This is a genomic window from Klebsiella sp. GL120222-02 (assembly GCF_003097195.1).
GTDB lineage: Bacteria > Pseudomonadota > Gammaproteobacteria > Enterobacterales > Enterobacteriaceae > Klebsiella > Klebsiella variicola.
On record NZ_QEQO01000001.1, the window covers coordinates 141,586 to 159,818 of the forward strand.

The 18,233-nt window shown below is 63.4% G+C and carries 18 protein-coding genes; 13 read left to right on the forward strand and 5 right to left on the reverse strand.

Going from position 1 to position 18,233, the window contains the following annotated elements; translation table 11 throughout:
* Positions 1 to 101: 101 nt before the first annotated feature.
* The gene (fumD, locus tag N438_RS00670; protein WP_012541399.1) at positions 102 to 314 is read left to right on the forward strand and encodes a fumarate hydratase FumD; all 213 of its coding nucleotides are present in this window, start codon (positions 102 to 104) and stop codon (positions 312 to 314) included.
* A 17-nt stretch (positions 315 to 331) separates the two neighbouring features.
* Here fumD and N438_RS00675 read toward each other — a convergent pair whose 3' ends face one another.
* Positions 332 to 970 carry a TetR/AcrR family transcriptional regulator gene (locus N438_RS00675; protein ID WP_008804472.1) on the reverse strand — a complete coding sequence of 213 codons (639 nt, stop codon included), beginning with the start codon at positions 968 to 970 and terminating at the stop codon, positions 332 to 334.
* 126 nt (positions 971 to 1,096) lie between these two features.
* Here N438_RS00675 and N438_RS00680 point away from each other — a divergent pair, with 126 nt between their 5' ends.
* The 4 genes from N438_RS00680 to N438_RS00695 all read left to right on the forward strand — a co-directional run bounded on the left by N438_RS00680 (position 1,097) and on the right by N438_RS00695 (position 5,996).
* The gene (locus N438_RS00680; RefSeq protein ID WP_116696015.1) at positions 1,097 to 2,950 is read left to right on the forward strand and encodes a sugar phosphate isomerase/epimerase and 4-hydroxyphenylpyruvate domain-containing protein; all 1,854 of its coding nucleotides are present in this window, start codon (positions 1,097 to 1,099) and stop codon (positions 2,948 to 2,950) included.
* Between the two features lie 71 nt (positions 2,951 to 3,021).
* Positions 3,022 to 4,344, forward strand: a complete 1,323-nt coding sequence (locus N438_RS00685; protein ID WP_023322833.1) for an MFS transporter — start codon at positions 3,022 to 3,024, stop codon at positions 4,342 to 4,344.
* A 15-nt stretch (positions 4,345 to 4,359) separates the two neighbouring features.
* Positions 4,360 to 5,196, forward strand: a complete 837-nt coding sequence (locus N438_RS00690; RefSeq protein WP_023297820.1) for a shikimate dehydrogenase — start codon at positions 4,360 to 4,362, stop codon at positions 5,194 to 5,196.
* Between the two features lie 56 nt (positions 5,197 to 5,252).
* Positions 5,253 to 5,996: a substrate-binding domain-containing protein gene (locus N438_RS00695; RefSeq protein ID WP_032754675.1), complete on the forward strand. Its 744-nt coding sequence runs from the start codon at positions 5,253 to 5,255 to the stop codon at positions 5,994 to 5,996.
* Here the strand turns inward: N438_RS00695 and N438_RS00700 are convergent.
* The 4 genes from N438_RS00700 to N438_RS00715 form a co-directional block, all read right to left on the reverse strand.
* A complete protein-coding gene (locus N438_RS00700; protein ID WP_032754667.1) occupies positions 5,980 to 6,729 on the reverse strand; it encodes an ABC transporter ATP-binding protein in 750 nt (249 codons plus the stop codon). The two genes, N438_RS00695 and N438_RS00700, sit on opposite strands and share 17 nt — an antisense overlap.
* Entirely contained in the window at positions 6,726 to 7,733 is a 1,008-nt protein-coding gene (locus tag N438_RS00705) for an iron ABC transporter permease (protein WP_032754663.1), read from the reverse strand. The genes N438_RS00700 and N438_RS00705 overlap by 4 nt, the downstream gene beginning before the upstream one ends.
* On the reverse strand, positions 7,723 to 8,781 hold the full coding sequence (locus N438_RS00710) for an ABC transporter substrate-binding protein (RefSeq protein WP_032754661.1): 1,059 nt from the start codon (positions 8,779 to 8,781) through the stop codon (positions 7,723 to 7,725). Before N438_RS00710 ends, N438_RS00705 begins: the two co-directional genes overlap by 11 nt.
* A 92-nt stretch (positions 8,782 to 8,873) precedes the next feature.
* Positions 8,874 to 9,686 (reverse strand): DNA-binding transcriptional regulator, encoded by an 813-nt coding sequence (locus N438_RS00715; protein WP_023340341.1) that lies wholly within the window; start codon positions 9,684 to 9,686, stop codon positions 8,874 to 8,876.
* 177 nt (positions 9,687 to 9,863) lie between these two features.
* Here N438_RS00715 and N438_RS00720 point away from each other — a divergent pair, with 177 nt between their 5' ends.
* The 8 genes from N438_RS00720 (at position 9,864) to N438_RS00755 (ending at position 18,231) form a co-directional block, all read left to right on the forward strand.
* A complete protein-coding gene (locus N438_RS00720) occupies positions 9,864 to 11,528 on the forward strand; it encodes a bifunctional 3-(3-hydroxy-phenyl)propionate/3-hydroxycinnamic acid hydroxylase (RefSeq protein WP_116696016.1) in 1,665 nt (554 codons plus the stop codon).
* Position 11,529: 1 nt separating this feature from the next.
* Positions 11,530 to 12,474: a 2,3-dihydroxyphenylpropionate/2,3-dihydroxicinnamic acid 1,2-dioxygenase gene (gene mhpB / locus N438_RS00725; protein WP_032741116.1), complete on the forward strand. Its 945-nt coding sequence runs from the start codon at positions 11,530 to 11,532 to the stop codon at positions 12,472 to 12,474.
* Positions 12,475 to 12,491: 17 nt separating this feature from the next.
* Complete coding sequence (gene mhpC, locus N438_RS00730; RefSeq protein WP_009486092.1) at positions 12,492 to 13,358, forward strand: 2-hydroxy-6-oxonona-2,4-dienedioate hydrolase; 867 nt, start codon at positions 12,492 to 12,494, stop codon at positions 13,356 to 13,358.
* Between the two features lie 10 nt (positions 13,359 to 13,368).
* Positions 13,369 to 14,175: a 2-keto-4-pentenoate hydratase gene (gene mhpD / locus N438_RS00735; protein WP_012541411.1), complete on the forward strand. Its 807-nt coding sequence runs from the start codon at positions 13,369 to 13,371 to the stop codon at positions 14,173 to 14,175.
* Entirely contained in the window at positions 14,168 to 15,118 is a 951-nt protein-coding gene (gene mhpF, locus N438_RS00740) for an acetaldehyde dehydrogenase (protein WP_008804485.1), read from the forward strand. The genes mhpD and mhpF overlap by 8 nt, the downstream gene beginning before the upstream one ends.
* On the forward strand, positions 15,115 to 16,131 hold the full coding sequence (gene mhpE / locus N438_RS00745) for a 4-hydroxy-2-oxovalerate aldolase (protein ID WP_032741115.1): 1,017 nt from the start codon (positions 15,115 to 15,117) through the stop codon (positions 16,129 to 16,131). Before mhpF ends, mhpE begins: the two co-directional genes overlap by 4 nt.
* A gap of 75 nt (positions 16,132 to 16,206) precedes the next feature.
* Entirely contained in the window at positions 16,207 to 17,403 is a 1,197-nt protein-coding gene (gene mhpT / locus N438_RS00750) for a 3-(3-hydroxy-phenyl)propionate transporter MhpT (protein WP_116696017.1), read from the forward strand.
* Between the two features lie 102 nt (positions 17,404 to 17,505).
* A complete protein-coding gene (locus tag N438_RS00755; protein ID WP_032741113.1) occupies positions 17,506 to 18,231 on the forward strand; it encodes a polyphenol oxidase family protein in 726 nt (241 codons plus the stop codon).
* The last annotated feature ends 2 nt before the right edge of the window (positions 18,232 to 18,233 follow it).

An 18,233-nucleotide genomic window follows, 5' to 3' on the forward strand; every position in this document is an offset into this window, starting at 1 on the left:
AAAATGCGCCATTGGCCCATTCCGCCGGGGATAATTTGCGTTGCGGAAAAAATCTATCAATAATGAATTGATTGATAATAATAAAGTGCGAGCAAAACCAGATGGGAAATAAAGCCAAAGACGACGAGCTGTACCAGGAAATGTGCCGCGTGGTGGGTAAAGTGGTGCTGGAAATGCGAGACCTGGGCCAGGAGCCGAAACACATTGTCATTGCCGGCGTACTGCGCACCTCGCTGGCGAACGCCAAAATTCAGCGTTCGGCGCTCACCGTGGAGGCCATGGAGAAAGTCATTCACGCCCTTTCCGGGCATTAACGTCTTTCGCCGGCGGGTCAGGAAATCACGAAGCGGATCACCGCCCGGACGGCAATGTCGCAGTGGTGGGCCACCATCGCTTCGTCGTCGATGGCGGGCAACGGATCGTCAAGGTACAGGCTGCTGAAGGTGTAGAAGTTCGACACCTGATAAAAGCTGAAGCTGCTGATTAACCGGTGCACATCGCGTGCTTCGAGCCCCGCCTGAAAGACGCCTTGCTGCTGGCCGCGCTGTAAAATGTCTTCCAGAATCGACAGGGCGGTACGATTCAGCGGTTTCAGTTCACCCGAGGTTTGTAACCACTTGCCGCGCTGCATATTCTCCATGCAAATCACCCGCATATAGTCCGCGTGGGTGGCGTGATAACGCACGCTCCAGCGCACCAGCCGCACCAGCGCCTCCACCGGCGGCACATTCTCCAGCCCCAGCTGCTGCTCGGTTTCGCGGATCCGCGCATACACATACTGCAGCACCTCCTGATAGAGCTGCTCTTTGCTTTTGAAGTAGTAAACCACCATGCGCTTGGTGGTCTGCGCTTCGGTGGCGATCTGCTCCATGCGGGCGCCTGACAGCCCGTGTTCAGCAAAAACAGCGATAGCGGCGCTGAAAATCCGCGCCTTCAGGGATTGTGCTTCATCATGAGCAACGACGGTCATGGCAACTCCTTTTTCTTGGGTGACAAAAAATACACATAATGATCACAATTTAGCAACCTAGTATGGCGCAAATGAACCAAATGATACATATTCAAGGCTCACGTCAGTTGTTGACCCGAGGACCTTATGCTGCGCTCTATCGCCACCGTTTCGATTTCCGGCACCCTGCCTGAGAAGCTGCACGCTATTGCGGCGGCGGGCTATCAGGGTGTGGAAATTTTCGAGAACGATCTGCTCTATTATACGGGGACGCCGGCGGAAATCCGCCAGCTTGCCGCCGATTTAGGGTTAAAAATCACGCTTTTTCAACCCTTTCGCGATTTTGAAGGCGCCAGCCGGGCGCAGTTTGCGGCGAATATAGCCCGCGCTCGGCGCAAGTTTGCCCTGATGCACGAGCTGGGCTGCGACACGCTGCTGCTGTGCAGCAATGTGCAGCCGGACTGCTCGGCGGATAGCGAATTGCAGGTCGCGGATCTGCGGGCGCTGGCCACGCTGGCGGAAGAAGAGGGGATCACCATCGGCTATGAGGCCCTGGCCTGGGGAACCCATGTGAACCGCTGGCAGCAGGCCTGGGAGCGGGTACGGCGGGTGGACAGCCCGGCGCTGGGCCTGGTGCTCGACAGCTTCCATATTCTGGCTCGCGGCGACACGCTGGACGCGCTACCGTCGGTGCCGGTGGAGAAAATCACCTTTGTTCAGCTCGCCGATGCGCCGTACATGAAAATGGATCTCCTGGAATGGAGTCGCCATTTCCGCTGCTTCCCCGGGCAGGGCGAGCTGCCGCTGGAGCCGTTTGCCGAGCAGGTCACCCGCTGCGGCTATCGCGGCCCCTGGTCGCTGGAGATCTTTAATGACGGTTTTCGCGCCTCGCCGAACGGCGCGACGGCCAAAGATGGTTATCGTTCGCTGCTGTGGCTGGAGGAGCAAACCAGCCGTCGGCTCCCGACGTGCGATGCCGATCTGTTTTCACCGCCGCCGCTGCCGGTCTATCACGGGCTGGAGTTTATCGAGTTTGCCGCCAGCGCCGCCGAGGCGCAGCGCCTGGGGCAGCATCTGCAGGCGCTGGGTTTTCAGCACGAGGGAAGCCACCGCTCCAAACAGGTGACGCTGTGGCGCAACGGCGGGGCGCGGATCGTCATCAACCATCAGCCCCACAGCTGGGCCGATCATTTCTATCAACGCCACGGCGTTTCGCTCTGCGCCATGGCGCTGCGGGTCGATCGCAGTGCGCCGATTGTGGCCCGCGCCCGCGCGCTGGGGTATGCCACCTGGCAGGGCGATGCCGGGCCGAACGAAACGCCGATCCCGGCGATCTGCGCCCCGGACGGTAGCCTTATCTATCTCATCGAGGCCGGGGAAGGGATCTATGAGCGCGATTTTCATCTGCGCGACGGACTGACGGTGCGCGAGGATTATCTCGGTATCGACCATCTGGCGCTGGGGATGGAGGCCGACAGCCGCGACAACTGGGTGATGTTCTTCCGCACGGTGTTTGGTTTTACCCTTGAGCATGAGCAGACGCTGCCGGACCCGTATGGACTGGTGCGCAGTCTGGCGGTGCGCAGCCCGCAGGGCGATATCCGTCTGGCGCTGAATATTTCGCAGAGCCGGGCGACGCAGATTGCCCGCTCGGTCGCCTGCTACCAGGGGGCAGGGCTGCAGCATGCGGCCTTTGCCTGCCGCGATCTGCCGGCCACCTGCGACCAGCTTGCCGACGTTGCCCGCCATGCGCTGCCGATCCCGGCCAATTATTATGACGATCTGCTGGCGCGCTTCGGCGGCGAGCTGGACGTTGGGCAACTGCAGCGGCGGCAGCTCCTCTACGACCGCGATCCGCAGGGCGGGGCCTTCCTGCATCTTTATACCCGCCCCTTTACCGCCGGGCGCTTTTTCTTTGAGTTAACCGAACGACGGGCCGGTTACGCGCTCTATGGCGCGGCGAATGCCGCCGTCCGTCTGGCGGCGATGCAGTATTGTTAGCCCGAATCAAATGGTTCATTATGCTTTAAACACAATAACAACATCCTCTGTACCCGAGACAGGAACTGACTATGAGCTCATATAGCCCTAACCCGACGGCTGCCGCCCAGCCTGCCGTCACCGTGCGCCGCTCCCGGCGGCGCATCGGCATCCTTGCGCTGTTGGCCGTTGGTACCATGATCAACTACCTCGATCGCACCGTGCTGGGGATCGCCGCCCCAAAGCTCACCGGTGAGCTGGGGATCGACCCGGCGATCATGGGTATCCTTTTTTCCGCCTTCGCCTGGACCTATGCCCTGGCGCAGATCCCCGGCGGGCTGTTCCTTGACCGCTTTGGCAACAAAGTGACCTATTTTCTGTCGCTGACCCTATGGTCGCTGTTTACCCTGTTCCACGGCATGGCGGTGGGGCTGAAAACACTGTTGCTGTGCCGCTTCGGACTCGGCATTAGCGAAGCGCCGTGCTTTCCGGTCAACAGCCGGGTGGTCAGCGCCTGGTTCCCGCAGCATGAGCGGGCGAAAGCCACAGCGGTGTACACGGTAGGGGAATACCTCGGGCTGGCCTGCTTTGCGCCGCTGCTGTTCTGGATCATGGACGGCTTTGGCTGGCGGGTGCTGTTCGTCAGCGTCGGCGCGGTCGGTATTCTGTTTGCCCTGGTGTGGTGGCGCTGCTACCGCGAACCGCATGAAGATCCGCGCCTCAGCCAGCAGGAGCGCGAGCATATCGAAAACGGCGGCGGCCTGAGCGCCCCGACGGACCAGCAGGTGGCGTTCAGCTGGCCGCTGGTCCGCCAACTGCTGAGCAAGCGGCAGATCATCGGCGCCAGCATCGGCCAGTTTGCCGGCAATACCGTGCTGGTGTTCTTTCTCACCTGGTTCCCGACCTGGCTGGCCACCGAGCGGCATATGCCCTGGCTGAAGGTGGGCTTCTTCTCCATCCTGCCGTTTGTCGCCGCCGCGGGCGGGGTGATGTTTGGCGGCTGGATCTCCGACAAACTGCTCAAGGCGACCGGGTCGGCCAACCTCGGCCGTAAGCTGCCGATCGTCGCCGGTCTGCTGATGGCCAGCTGCATTATCACCGCCAACTGGCTGCAGAGCGACCTGGCGGTGATCCTGGTGATGTCGTTTGCCTTTTTTGGTCAGGGAATGGTGGGGCTTGGCTGGACGCTGATCTCCGATATTGCCCCGAAGGGGCTGGGCGGCCTGACCGGCGGCCTGTTTAACTTCTGCGCCAACCTCGCGGGGATCCTCACCCCGCTGGTGATCGGCTTTATCGTTGCCGGGTTCGGCAATTTCTTCTACGCGTTGATCTACATCGGCGGCGCCGCGCTGCTGGGCGTGGTGGCCTATCTGTTTATCCTCGGCGACGTCAAACGTATCGAGTTATCGCAGTAAGCAAAGGAGCAAGGCATGGTGATTAGTGGAAATACGCGGCTGATAGCGCACCTTGGCTATCCGACCGCCAGTTTTAAGGCGCCGATGATCTATAACCCGTGGTTCGTCGACCAGCAGGTGGACGTGAAGGTGGTGCCGATGGGGGTCAGGCCGGAGGACTACGCCGCGTTTATTCCGCCGCTGTTTACGATGACCAACATCATCGGCGCGCTGGTGACGATGCCGCATAAAATCGCCACCTGCGATCTGGTCCAGCGCCTGAGCCCGACGGCGGCCATCGCCGGCGCCTGCAACGCCATCCGTCGCGAGGCCGACGGTAACCTGAGCGGGGATATGTTCGATGGCGACGGCTTTGTGCTGGGCCTGCGTCGTAAAGGGTTTAATCCGCAGGGGACGCGGGCGCTGGTGGTCGGCAGCGGCGGGGTGGGGTCGGCTATCGCCGCCTCCCTCGCGGCGGCGGGAGTCAGCGCCCTGACCCTGTACGATACCCGGCCCGAGGTGGCGCACGCCCTCGCCGGACGGCTGCATCAGCACTATCCGCTGCTCGATATCACCCTGATGCAGCACGATCCTGTCGGACACGAGCTGGTGGTCAATGCCACCCCGCTGGGGATGAAGGCCAGCGATCCGCTGCCGCTGGACGTTGACCGTCTGGCGCCAGGCACCTGGGTGGGGGAGGTGGTGATGACCCAGGAGTACACCCCGCTGCTGAGGGCCGCTCAGGCGCGACAGTGCCATATCCAGCGCGGGACCGACATGTTGTTTGAAATGATCCCCGCTTATCTGCGCTTTTTCGACCTGCCGGTAGCCACCCCCGAGCAGCTGCGCGCGCTGGCGGAAATTCGCTACTGACGCGACGGCAAACCGGGTAATATAGCGTTATATTATCCGGTTTATAGCGACTCTCTATGATGTCCACTCCTCTCACGCTGCTGGCGGCGGGAAGCCTGAGAAGCGCTTTCCTGCCGCTGGTGGCGCACTTTCAGCAGCACACTGGCCTGGCGGTCGATGCGCAGTTTGGCCCTGCCGGCCTGCTGCGCGAGCGGATCGAGGCCGGGGCGCCGTGCGCGGTTTTTGCGTCCGCCAACGCGGCGCACCCGCAGGCGCTGCTGCAGGCCGGTCTGGCGCAGGAATGCCAGGGATTTGCCGGCAACCAGCTGATGCTGACCGCCCGGCGGTCGCCGGACAACGATGGCCTGGACTGGCTGGAGCTGCTCAGCACGCCCCGCCTGCGGCTGGCGACCTCCACGCCGGGATGCGATCCGTCGGGAGATTATACCTGGCAACTGTTTGCCCGAATTGAGGCGCACTATCCTGGGTTGGGCAACGCGATAGCCGGGCGGGCGCAGCCGCGGGTCGGCGGCAGAGACTCACTGAGCGTGCCGCCGGGCGAGATAGCCGGCGCGTGGCTTATTCGCCAGAATCTGGCGGATCTGTTTATCGGCTACGCGCACTATGGCCCCGCGCTGGCCGCCTGCGACGATCTGCGTACCCTGACCATCCCGGCGCCGTGGAATATTCGCTGCGATTACCAGCTGGCGCGCCTCAGGGCGGATCCCGCCGCACTGGCCCTGTATCGCTTTATACTCGGCGACGTTGGCCAGAGGTATCTCCGGCAGGCGGGTTTTATGCCGTTTAGCGACGCAGAGTAAACCCCGGCGCCAGCAGAGGGGACGCGGAGGCGGCATAGTGGATCAGACGTACCGGCAGGCCGTACGCTTGCCGGAGGTGCGTTTCGCTCAGCACGTCGGCGGTCTCGCCTGCCAGCCACTGGCCCTCCGGCAGAAGCAGCAGCGTATGGCTGGCCACCTGCAGCGCATGGTTTGGATCATGGGTCGTGAACAGGACGGTGCGTGCCTGGCGGTGAGCGAGGTCGCCGATCAGCTGCAATACCACCTGCTGGTTACCGAGGTCCAGCGCCGAGCAGGGCTCATCCAGCAGGATATTCTGGCTGGCGCTGACCAGCGCGCGGGCAATCAGCACCAGCTGCTGCTGGCCGCCGGAGAGGGTGCCGAAGTCATCCCCGGCCAGGGCGGCAATCCCCAACTGCGCCAGCGCGTTCTCAACCCGCCGGGCATCCTCCTCGCCAGGCTGGGCAAAGAGATCCACATGACGGGCGCGGCCCATCAGCACCACATCGCTCACGCGCCAGCGAAAAGCGGGACGAAACGACTGCGGGACCAGGGCGACGCCCCCCTCGCACTGCACCTGGCCGCCCAGCGGCGGCAACACGCCGGTCAGGGTGTCCAGCAGGGTACTTTTTCCCCGGCCATTGGTGCCCAGCACCGCCCAGATCTCACCGGGCCGGCAGGTCAGCGTGAGCGGGGCGAAGAGCGGCTGACGGTGGCCGTAGCGTAGCGCTTCCAGCGATAATGAGCTGTTCATCGGGCGGTACTCCGGCGCCGGGATTGCACCAGTAAAAAGGTAAACAGCGGCGCCCCGAGCAGGGCAGTGATGATCCCGATCGGGATTTCCGCCTGGGTCAGCGTGCGCGCCAGATCGTCCACCACCAGCATCAGCGCGGCGCCAAGCCAGAAGGCGGTGGGCAGCAGGCGACGATGGTCAGCGCCCACCAGCAGGCGGGCGAGGTGCGGGACCACCAGCCCCATCCAGGCGATGCTGCCGCTGACCGCCACCTGGGCTGCCACCAGCACTGCACAGCACACCAGCACGCCGCGACGCAGCGCGGCCACCGGAACGCCAAGACTGCGGGCATCGCTTTCCTCCAGCGCCAGCAGGTTGATACGCCAGCGCAGCTTCCACAGCACCCCGACGGCTAGCGCCATGGGCAGGGACATAAGCAGAACCTTATGCCAGCTGGCGGTCGCGAAGCTGCCGAGCAGCCAGAAAACAATGTTCGGTAACGTCTCTTCGCTATCGGCGAGGTACTGCATCAGGCTGACCAGCGCGGCGAAGAAGCCGCTGAGAATGATCCCGGACAGAATCAGCCCCAGCGTGCTGTCCCGCCCCTGCAGGGCGGCGAGGGCGTAAATCAGCCCCAGCGCGATGAGGCCGAAGAAAAAGGTCGAGGCCATCATCAGCAGACCGCCGACGCCCAACAGGATCGCCAGCGTGCCGCCGAAGGCGGAGCCGGCGGTCACCCCGATGATGTGCGGGTCCACCAGCGGGTTCTGGAACACGCCCTGCAAGGTGGCGCCGCACAGCCCCAGCGCGCCCCCGGCCAGCAGAGCCATGACCACGCGCGGCAGGCGAACCGACCAGACGATCTGCCCGATCACCCCTTCACCTGGCGGCAAATGGACCAGGGTGTGGCCAACGGCGCGCAGGCTTAACGGGTACTGGCCGAAACAGAGCGAGGCGACCGCGATCGCCAGCGTCGCCAGCGCCAGGCTACCCTGCAACCGCCAGGGATGGTGGTTAGCGCGCATCTGGCGTCCACGCCACGCGGTAAAAACGCTGATAGTAATCCCTGGCTTTACTGTCCACATCGATGCTCTGGTAGCGCGAAGGATAGAGTTTTTTCGCCATCCATAGCTCGCCCAGCGCCAGGGCCTCCGGCATCGGGTAACCCCAGGCTTTGGCGTACTCCGGCATCAGCCACACGCGGTGGTGTTTCACCGCATCGATCGCCTGCCACTGCGGGTCGTTCTCTATCTGTTTGACCACCTGCGGATAACGGTCCTGGACGAAGATCACCTGCGGGTTCCACTCCAGTACCTGCTCCAGCGACACCTGACGGGCGCCTTTTACGCTGGCGGCCGCCACGTTCAGCGCCCCGGCGTGCGCCATCATCAGCCCGGTGTATTTACCGGCGCCGTAGGTATTCAGATCGGGGTTGGCCATATACACCCGCACCCGCTGGTTCTGGGGAATATCGGCCACCGGCGCATTGGCTTTTTTGCGCGCCGCAAAGGTGTAGTGAATCAGCGCCTCGGCCTCGGGCTGGCGCTCGACGACCTCGCCGATAAGGCGGATCCCCTCCACCAGCCCGGCGTTATAGGCCTGCTCTTCGTCAGCCATGGTAGGGTTCATTTTATTTTTTTCCCCGGCGGCGTCCTGGCGCAGCGAGATGGCCACCACCGGGATCCCGGCCTGTTGGATCTGCGCGATCATCGCCGGCGGCGCATAGTTGGCGACAAAAACCACCTGCGGACGCAGCGCCAGCAGGCTTTCAATATTGACCTGGGTGAGATCGCCCGGGGTCGCCAGTTGCCCGATCTCAGGCATAAAGCGGGCGAACTGCGGCCCGAGCTGTTTCTGCCAGCTGCTTAAGACGCCGACGATATCCTCTGCGGCATGCAGTTGCACCAGCAGGTTGAGCGTCTGATGTTGCAGAACCACGACGCGGGTGATGTGGTCGGGGAGCGTGACCTGGCGACCCAGCTGGTCGGTGACGGTGCGGTCGGCAAAGGCCTGGCCGGTGAACAGGCTGGCGCTGAGCAGCGTCAGGCCCAGCAGTAAGGGGTGTTTTGACATGGTGTGGCCCGAATGGCGTGAAAAATTCGTTATGTATTAAAGTATATAACGAAGCCGGGCGCAATGGGTGATCGCATTTACCCTCATCACGATTAAGGCATTTCGTACCACACTTCTTCCTCTTCCATGCGGGCCTCTATCTGACTCGCCACCCTCTGCAGGGCGGAAAGATGCTTCTGCGCCGCCTGCTCAATGGTCATCGCGCTGGCGATATAGACCAGATTCAGGCAGCCGATAACCCGCTGCTGGCTGCAGACCGGCACGGCGATGGAGGCGATTTTCTCCTCCTGCCGCCAGCCGCGGAAGTTTTCACCGTAGCCGTTCTGGCGGGTGCGGGCGAGGATCGCCGCCAGCCGTTCCGGTTCGCGGGCCAGCTGATACTCAGCTTCCGGACGGGCGGCCAGCATGCTGACGATGGCGTCGCGTTCCGCGTCGGGGGCAAAGGCCAGCCACGTCAGCCCGGAGGCGGTGAGCAACAGCGGCAGCCGCCGTCCGACCATCGCGCGGTGAAACGACAGTCGGCTGAAGCGGTGGGTAGTCTCGCGCACCACCATGGCGTCGACGTCGAGGGTGGTGATATCCGTGGGCCACTGTACCTCGCGCAGCAGCTCGCCGAGCAGCGGTGTGGCGAGGGCAGAAATCCAATGTTCGTCACGAAATCCATCGCTCAGCTGGCGGACGTTAATGGTCAACCGGAAGCTGTCGTCGGAGCGGCTGCGGCGGACAAAACCCTCCTCCTGCAGCGTCTCCAGCAGCCGGCGCACGGTGGTGCGATGCAGGCCGCTAAACTCCGCCAGCAGGCCCGGCGTCGCGCCGCCGTCGAATTTATTTAACAATTTTAATAACAATAAACCCCGGCTTAACCCACGCACCGTTTTGTACTCAGTGGACCCATCGTCACGCATAAATCCTTCCTTAAAATGCTTTATAAACAGCGTTGTGCACCTGGTGCACATTCGGCGATGTTTTGATTGTAGCCGAAAACCCCCGCCCTATACTCAGCCCATTATAAAAATACGTTTACACATGATTAACAAATTGCCTGTCAGCCGGGCAGTTTCCGAGTCGTGAGGTCGCTGAAAATGACAACATCTACACCCGATATTCAACCCGCCGTGCAGCATACCGCTCAGGTCGCCATCGCCGGCGCCGGTCCGGTTGGCCTGATGATGGCCAACTACCTTGGCCAGATGGGCATCAGCGTGCTGCTGGTGGAAAAGCTCGACACACTGATCGATTACCCACGGGCCATCGGCATTGACGATGAATCCCTGCGGGCGATGCAGGCGGTAGGGCTGGTGAACGACGTGCTGCCGCACACCACGCCGTGGCACGCCATGCGCTTTCTGACCCCGAAGGGGCGCTGCTTTGCTGATATCCAACCGATGACCGATGAGTTTGGCTGGTCGCGGCGCAACGCCTTCATTCAGCCGCAGGTCGATGCGGTGATGTATAACGGCCTGCAGCGTTTCCCGCAGGTCCGCTGCCTCTTCTCCCGCGAAGTAGAAGCCTTTAGCCAGAACGGTGACGGTGTCACGTTAAATCTTAAAGGACCGGACGGCGAGCGGGAGACGGTGCGCGCGGACTGGCTGGTGGCCTGCGACGGCGGCGCCAGCTTTATTCGTCGTACGCTGAACGTCCCCTTCGAAGGCAAGACCGCGCCGAATCAGTGGATCGTCATCGATATCGCTAACGACCCGCTGGCCACCCCGCACGTTTACCTGTGCTGCGACCCGGTGCGACCCTACGTTTCCGCCGCGCTGCCCCATGGCGTGCGCCGCTTTGAATTTATGGTGATGCCCGGAGAAACCGAAGCCCAGCTCAGCGAGCCGCACAATATGCGTCGTCTGCTGAGCAAAGTGCTGCCGGACCCGGACCGCGTCGAGCTGATCCGCCAGCGGGTCTACACCCATAATGCCCGCCTTGCCGAGCGCTTTCGCATTGACCGGGTGCTGCTGGCCGGCGACGCGGCGCACATCATGCCGGTCTGGCAGGGGCAGGGATACAACAGCGGCATGCGCGACGCCTTCAACCTGGCGTGGAAGCTGGCGCTGGTGGTCAACGGTAAAGCGGGAGAGGCGCTGCTCGACAGCTATCAGCAGGAGCGCCGCGACCACGCGAAAGCGATGATTGATCTGTCGGTCACCGCCGGCCACGTGCTGGCGCCGCCGAAGCGCTGGCAGGGGGCCGTGCGCGACGGTCTCTCCTGGCTGCTGAACTACCTGCCGCCGGTGAAGCGCTACTTCCTCGAAATGCGCTTTAAGCCGATGCCGCAGTACCGCGAGGGGGCGCTGCTGACCGACGGCGCCGGCAAGACCTCGCCGGTGGGCAAAATGTTTATTCAACCGCAGGTGACGCTGGAGAGCGGCGAGAGCGTGCTGCTCGACGACGTCATCGGCGCGAATTTCGCCATTATCGGCTGGGGCTGCAACCCGCAGTGGGGGCTCGACGCCGGGCAGATCGCCCGCTGGCGCGCGATTGGCGTGCGCTTTATCCAGGTGGTGCCGGCGGTGCAGATCCATCGCGAGCAGGATAACGCCCCCGGCACGCTGCGGGTGGGCGATACGCAAAACCGCCTGAAGAGCTGGTTTGCTCAGCATAACACCGCCATCGCCGTGGTCAGACCGGACCGCTTTGTCGCCGCTCTCGCCATCCCGCAGACCCTCGGCGCACAGCTGACCGCCCTGGCGGAAAAAATGGCCCTCGCAACCGGGGATACCGCCCACGCTGAAGAGAAGGTGGCCTGATATGCATGCCTATTTGCACTGTCTCTCCCACACTCCGCTGGTGGGATTGGTGGACCCGGAGCAGGCGGTTCTTGATGAAGTGAACGGGGTGATTGCCGACGCCCGGCGGCGGATCGCCGCCTTCGAGCCCGAGCTGGTGGTGCTCTTCGCTCCCGATCACTACAACGGTTTTTTCTATGACGTGATGCCGCCGTTCTGCCTCGGCGTCGGCGCCACCGCCATCGGCGACTTCGCCAGCGCCGCCGGCGACCTGCCGGTGCCGACCGAGCTGGCGGAAGCCTGCGCCCACTCCGTGATCAACAGCGGTATCGATCTGGCGGTGTCGTACAACATGCAGGTGGACCATGGCTTCGCCCAGCCGCTGGAATTTCTGCTGGGCGGCCTGGACCGCCTGCCGGTGCTGCCGGTGTTTATTAACGGCGTCGCCGCGCCGCTGCCGGGTTTTCAACGTACCCGGCTGCTGGGCGAGGCGATGGGCCGCTTCCTCAACACCCTCAATAAGCGGGTGCTGATCCTCGGCTCGGGCGGACTCTCGCACCAGCCGCCGGTGCCGGAGCTGGCGAAGGCCGACGCCCATCTGCGTGACCGTCTGCTTGGCAGTGGCAAACAGCTGCCGCCGGACGAACGCGAACTGCGCCAGCAGCGGGTGATCAACGCCGCCAGGCGGTTTACCGAAGATCCGCACTCGCTCCATCCCCTCAACCCGGTCTGGGACAACCGCTTTATGAGCCTGCTGGAGCAGGGGCGGCTGGCGGAGCTGGATGCGATCGGCAACGACGAGCTGTCGACGATGGCCGGGAAATCGACGCACGAAATTAAGACCTGGGTGGCCGCTTTTGCCGCGCTATCCGCTTTTGGCCGCTGGCGCAGTGAAGGCCGCTATTACCGGCCGATCCCCGAGTGGATCGCCGGGTTCGGCTCGCTGAGCGCCACCACCGAGATTTGATTAACCGGGAGACTAACATGAGCTATCAACCGCAAACCGAAGCCGCCACCAGCCGATTCCTCAATGTCAACGAGGGGGGCCGCACGCTGCGCATCCATATCAATGACTGCGGCGACGGGAAAGAGACTGTGGTCATGCTGCACGGATCCGGGCCGGGGGCCACCGGCTGGGCCAACTTCAGCCGTAACATTGACCCGCTGGTCGAGGCGGGCTATCGCGTGCTGCTCCTCGACTGTCCGGGGTGGGGCAAAAGCGATGCTATCGTCAACAGCGGCTCGCGTTCGGACCTCAACGCCCGGATTCTGAAAAGCGTGGTCGATCAGCTGGGGATCGATAAAGTCCATCTGCTGGGCAACTCGATGGGCGGCCATAGCGCGGTGGCCTTCACCCTGAGCTGGCCGGAGCGGGTGGCGAAGCTGGTGCTGATGGGCGGGGGGACCGGCGGCATGAGCCTGTTTACGCCGATGCCGACGGAGGGCATCAAGCTGCTGAACGCCCTGTACCGCGAGCCGACCATAGAAAACCTGAAGAAGATGATGAGCATCTTCGTCTTCGACACCCGCGACCTCACCGAGGCGCTGTTCGAGGCGCGTCTCAACAATATGCTGTCGCGTCGCGATCATCTGGACAACTTCGTCAAAAGCCTCGAAGCCAACCCGAAGCAGTTTCCTGACTTTGGCCCGCGGCTGGGCGAAATCAGCGCGCCAACCCTGATCGTCTGGGGACGCAATGACCGCTTCGTGCCGATGGATGCCGGGTTGCGCCTGCTCGCTGGGATCGCCGGTTCGGAACTGCATATTTACCGCGACTGCGGCCACTGGGCGCAGTGGGAACATGCCGACAGTTTTAATCAGCTGGTGCTCAATTTCCTCGCACGGGCTTAAGGAGTAAATGATGACTTTTTCTCTTGACGCGCTGGCCCGGCAGCTGCGCGACGCGGAACAGACCGGCCAGGCGATCGCCCCGCTGCGCGATATCCTCGGCGTCGACAATGCCGACGCCGCCTATGCCATCCAGCGTCTGAACGTCCAGCACCACGTGGCCCATGGCCGGCGGGTAGTGGGCCGCAAGGTGGGCCTGACCCATCCCAAAGTGCAGCAGCAGCTGGGGGTCAACCAGCCGGATTTCGGCACCCTGTTTGCCGACATGTGCTACGGCGACAACGCCGAGGTGCCGTTTAGCCGCGTGCTGCAGCCCAAAGTGGAAGCCGAGATCGCCCTGGTGTTGAAGCAGGATCTGCCGCATGCCGATACCACCTTTGATGAGCTGTATAACGCCATCGAATGGGTGCTGCCGGCGCTGGAGGTGGTGGGCAGCCGCATTCGCGACTGGTCAATCGGCTTTGTCGACACCGTCGCCGATAACGCCTCCTGTGGCCTGTACGTCATTGGCGGCCCGGCGCAGCGCCCGGCAGGACTGGATCTGAAGCAGTGCGCCATGCACATGACCCGCAACCAGGAGCTGGTCTCCAGCGGCCGCGGCAGCGAGTGCCTGGGACATCCGCTGAACGCCGCAGTCTGGCTGGCGCGCAAGCTGGCGAGTCTCGGCGAACCGCTGCGGGCGGGGGATATCGTGCTGACCGGGGCGTTAGGCCCGATGGTGGCGATTAACGAGGGGGACAGCTTTGTCGCCCATATCGAAGGTATTGGCTCAGTTGCGGCACGCTTCGTCGCCGCCGGAGAAGGACATCGTGATGCGTAAACGTAAAGTCGCCATTATCGGCTCCGGGAATATCGGCACCGATTTAATGATTAAAATCCTGCGCCACGGCCAGCATCTGGAGATGGCGGTGATGGTCGGCATCGACCCGCAGTCGGATGGCCTGGCCCGCGCCCGGCGCATGGGCGTCGCGACCACCCACGAAGGGGTGGGCGGCCTGATGCAGATGGCGGAATTTGCCGACATCGATTTTGTTTTTGACGCCACCAGCGCCGGGGCGCACATCAAAAACGATGCCGCGCTGCGCGAAGCGAAGCCGGGGATCCGCGTCATCGACCTGACGCCGGCGGCGATTGGCCCGTACTGCGTACCGGTGGTCAACCTCGCGGCCAATCTCCATCAGGGCAACGTCAATATGGTGACCTGCGGCGGGCAGGCGACCATCCCAATGGTCGCCGCGGTCTCGCGAGTGGCGAAGGTGCATTACGCGGAGATCGTGGCCTCGATCGCCAGCCAATCCGCCGGACCGGGCACGCGGGCCAATATTGACGAATTTACCGAAACCACCTCGCAGGCGATTGAAAAAGTCGGCGGCGCGGGCAAGGGCAAAGCGATTATCGTGCTGAATCCGGCGGAGCCGCCGCTGATGATGCGCGATACCGTCTACGTCCTGAGCGAGCTGGCGTCGCAGGAGGCGATTGCCGCCTCGATCGCCGAAATGGCGGCGGCAGTGCAGGCTTACGTCCCAGGCTACCGGCTGAAGCAGCAGGTGCAGTTTGAGGTTATCCCCGAGGATAAGCCGGTCAACCTGCCCGGCATCGGCTGTTTTTCCGGCCTGAAAACCGCGGTTTACCTCGAAGTGGAAGGGGCGGCGCACTATCTGCCAGCGTACGCGGGCAACCTCGATATTATGACCTCGGCGGCGCTGGCGACGGCGGAGCAAATGGCCGGGGCAATGCACAGCGCGGCGGGAGCGACAGCATGAACGGTAAAAAACTTTATATCTCGGACGTGACGCTGCGCGATGGCATGCACGCCATTCGTCACCAGTATTCCCTGGCGCAGGTGCAGCAGATCGCCGGCGCGCTGGATAATGCTGGGGTCGACTCCATCGAAGTGGCCCATGGCGATGGCCTGCAGGGATCCAGCTTCAACTACGGCTTTGGCGCTCACAGCGACATCGCGTGGATTGAAGCGGCGGCGGAGGCGGTCAGCCAGGCGAAAATCGCCACCTTGCTGCTGCCGGGCATCGGCACGCTGCACGATCTGAAAGCGGCGTATCAGGCCGGAGCGCGGGTGGTGCGGGTCGCCACCCACTGCAGCGAAGCAGACGTCGCGGCGCAACATATTGCCTTTGCCCGCGAGCTGGGAATGGACACCGTCGGTTTTCTGATGATGAGCCATATGATCTCCCCGCAGGCACTGGCGCAGCAGGCGCTGAAGATGGAATCTTATGGCGCGACCTGTATCTATGTGGTGGATTCCGGCGGGGCGATGAACATGAACGACATTCGCGACCGTTTCCGTGCCCTGAAGGCGGTGCTGAAGCCGGAGACCGCCACCGGGATGCATGCCCACCATAACCTGAGCCTCGGGGTGGCGAACTCGATCGTCGCGGTGGAAGAGGGGTGCGATCGCATTGACGCCAGCCTGGCCGGGATGGGGGCGGGGGCGGGCAATGCGCCGCTGGAGGTATTTATTGCCGCCGCCGACAAGCTCGGCTGGCAGCATGGCACCGATCTCTACGACCTGATGAACGCGGCCGATGAGCTGGTGCGGCCGTTGCAGGACCGCCCGGTGCGTGTCGACCGCGAAACGCTGGCGCTGGGCTACGCCGGGGTCTACTCCAGCTTCCTGCGCCACAGCGAAGCGGCGGCCGAGCGCTATGGCCTCAGCGCGGTGGATATTCTCGTCGAGCTGGGCAAGCGGCGGATGGTCGGCGGCCAGGAGGATATGATCGTCGACGTCGCACTGGATCTGCTTAACCGCAATAAATAACGAAAAACGTGCGGCTGACAAAGCATCAGCCGCCAGTCACCTGCTCCGTTTGTTCGGCTATCGCCAAGGTACCCTATGACCAAGATAACGACTGCAAACCCCTCGCGCCTGGTGGTTACCATCGGGCTCTGTTTTATGGTGGCCCTGATGGAAGGGCTGGATCTGCAGGCGGCGGGGATCGTCGCCGTCGGCATGGCGCAGGCCTTTGCGCTGGATAAAATGCAGATGGGCTGGATCTTCAGCGCCGGGATCCTCGGCCTGTTGCCCGGCGCGCTGATGGGCGGCATGCTGGCGGACCGCCACGGGCGCAAGCGCATTCTGCTGGGGTCGGTGCTGCTGTTTGGCCTGTTCTCGCTGGCCACCGCGGTGGCATGGAGCTTCCCGACGCTGCTGCTGGCGCGCCTGCTCACCGGCGTCGGGCTCGGGGCGGCATTGCCGAACCTGATTGCCTTAACCTCGGAAGCCGCTGGCTCACGCTTCCGCGGCCGGGCGGTAAGCCTGATGTACTGCGGCGTGCCCATTGGCGCCGCGCTGGCGGCGGCGCTGGGCTTTTCCGGTCTCGCCGCGGCCTGGCAGACTATTTTCTGGATTGGCGGCGTGGTCCCGTTACTGCTGATCCCGCTGCTGATGCGCTGGCTACCGGAGTCGCAGGCGTTTCAGCGCGCGGAGGCCAGCGTGCCGCTGCGCACCCTGTTTGCCCCGGGCCAGGCCGCCGCCACCCTGCTGCTGTGGCTGGGCTATTTTTTCACCATGCTGGTGGTCTATATGCTGATCAACTGGCTGCCGATGCTGCTGGTGGGCCAGGGATTCCGCGCCAGCCAGGCGGCGGGGGTGATGTTCTCTCTGCAGATCGGCGCCGCCTGCGGCACGCTGCTGCTGGGAGCGCTAATGGATAAGCTCACCCCGCTGCGGATGTCGCTCCTGATCTACAGCGGGATTCTGGCTTCCCTGCTGGCGCTGGGCAGCGCGTCGTCGCTAAACGGAATGCTGCTGGCGGGGTTTGTCGCCGGCCTGTTCGCCACCGGCGGCCAGAGCGTACTCTATGCCCTGGCGCCGCTTTTTTACCCCGCAGCGATCCGCGCCACCGGGGTCGGCACCGCCGTGGCGGTGGGCCGTCTCGGGGCGATGAGCGGCCCGCTGCTGGCCGGCAAGATGCTGGCCCTCGGCACCGGCACCGTCGGGGTGATGGCGGCCTCGGCGCCCGGCATTGTGCTGGCCGGCGTGGCGGTGTTCTGGCTGATGCATCGTCAGCAGCGCGCCGCGATTGTCTGAGACGCATCCGGCGGTCTGGCAAAAAAATGCCGGGCCGCCGCCTTGCCTGTCCGCGTCACCTGGCCTATGGTAAGACATCATTCCCTGACGCTTATCGTCCCTATGGCTTACACCTCCCGTTTGCTCAATGCTATCCCTGGCATCCGCCACGCTTTTCTCGATGTCCACGAAACCGCCGCCTTTCCCTATGCCGAGCTGGCTCCGGTGAAGCTGGTGCATGGTAATGAGGTTCATCATTATCAGCAGCCGCTGCCGACGCGCCCGCACGCCGACGCGGTGTTTACCGCGGTAGCCGGGCAAAAGGTGGGGGTGGTGACCGCCGACTGTCTGCCGCTGCTGATCGCCTCGCGCGACGGTCGCTTCGTCTGCAGCGTGCATGCCGGCTGGCAGGGGCTGGCCAGCGGTATTGTCGATAATAGTCTGGCCTGTTTTCGCCAGCAGGGGGTGGCATTGGCCGATCTGGTCATCGCCGTGGGGCCGCATATTCACCCTTGCTGTTACGAAGTCTCCGCCGCATTTTATCAGCAACTGCTGGACCAGCCCGGCGGTGATCGGGTGGCCCGCCATCGCCAGCGGCTGTTTCATTCCCGTTCGGGCCCGGTCAGCGATGCGCTCAAAGCCGCCGCACGCGGCAGCGATAATCTGTGGTTTGATCTGCGCGCCTTTGCCGAAGCGATCTTCGCAGAGGCGGGAGTGTCGCCGGCGAGCGTTGAATGGCTGGGGAGTTGCACCTACTGCACCCCGCAGTCGCTGGGCTCCTACCGACGCCGGACCCATTTTCCGGCGCCGAAGAGCTTTCAGTATTCGTGGATCCTGCGCGAGGCCTGAGG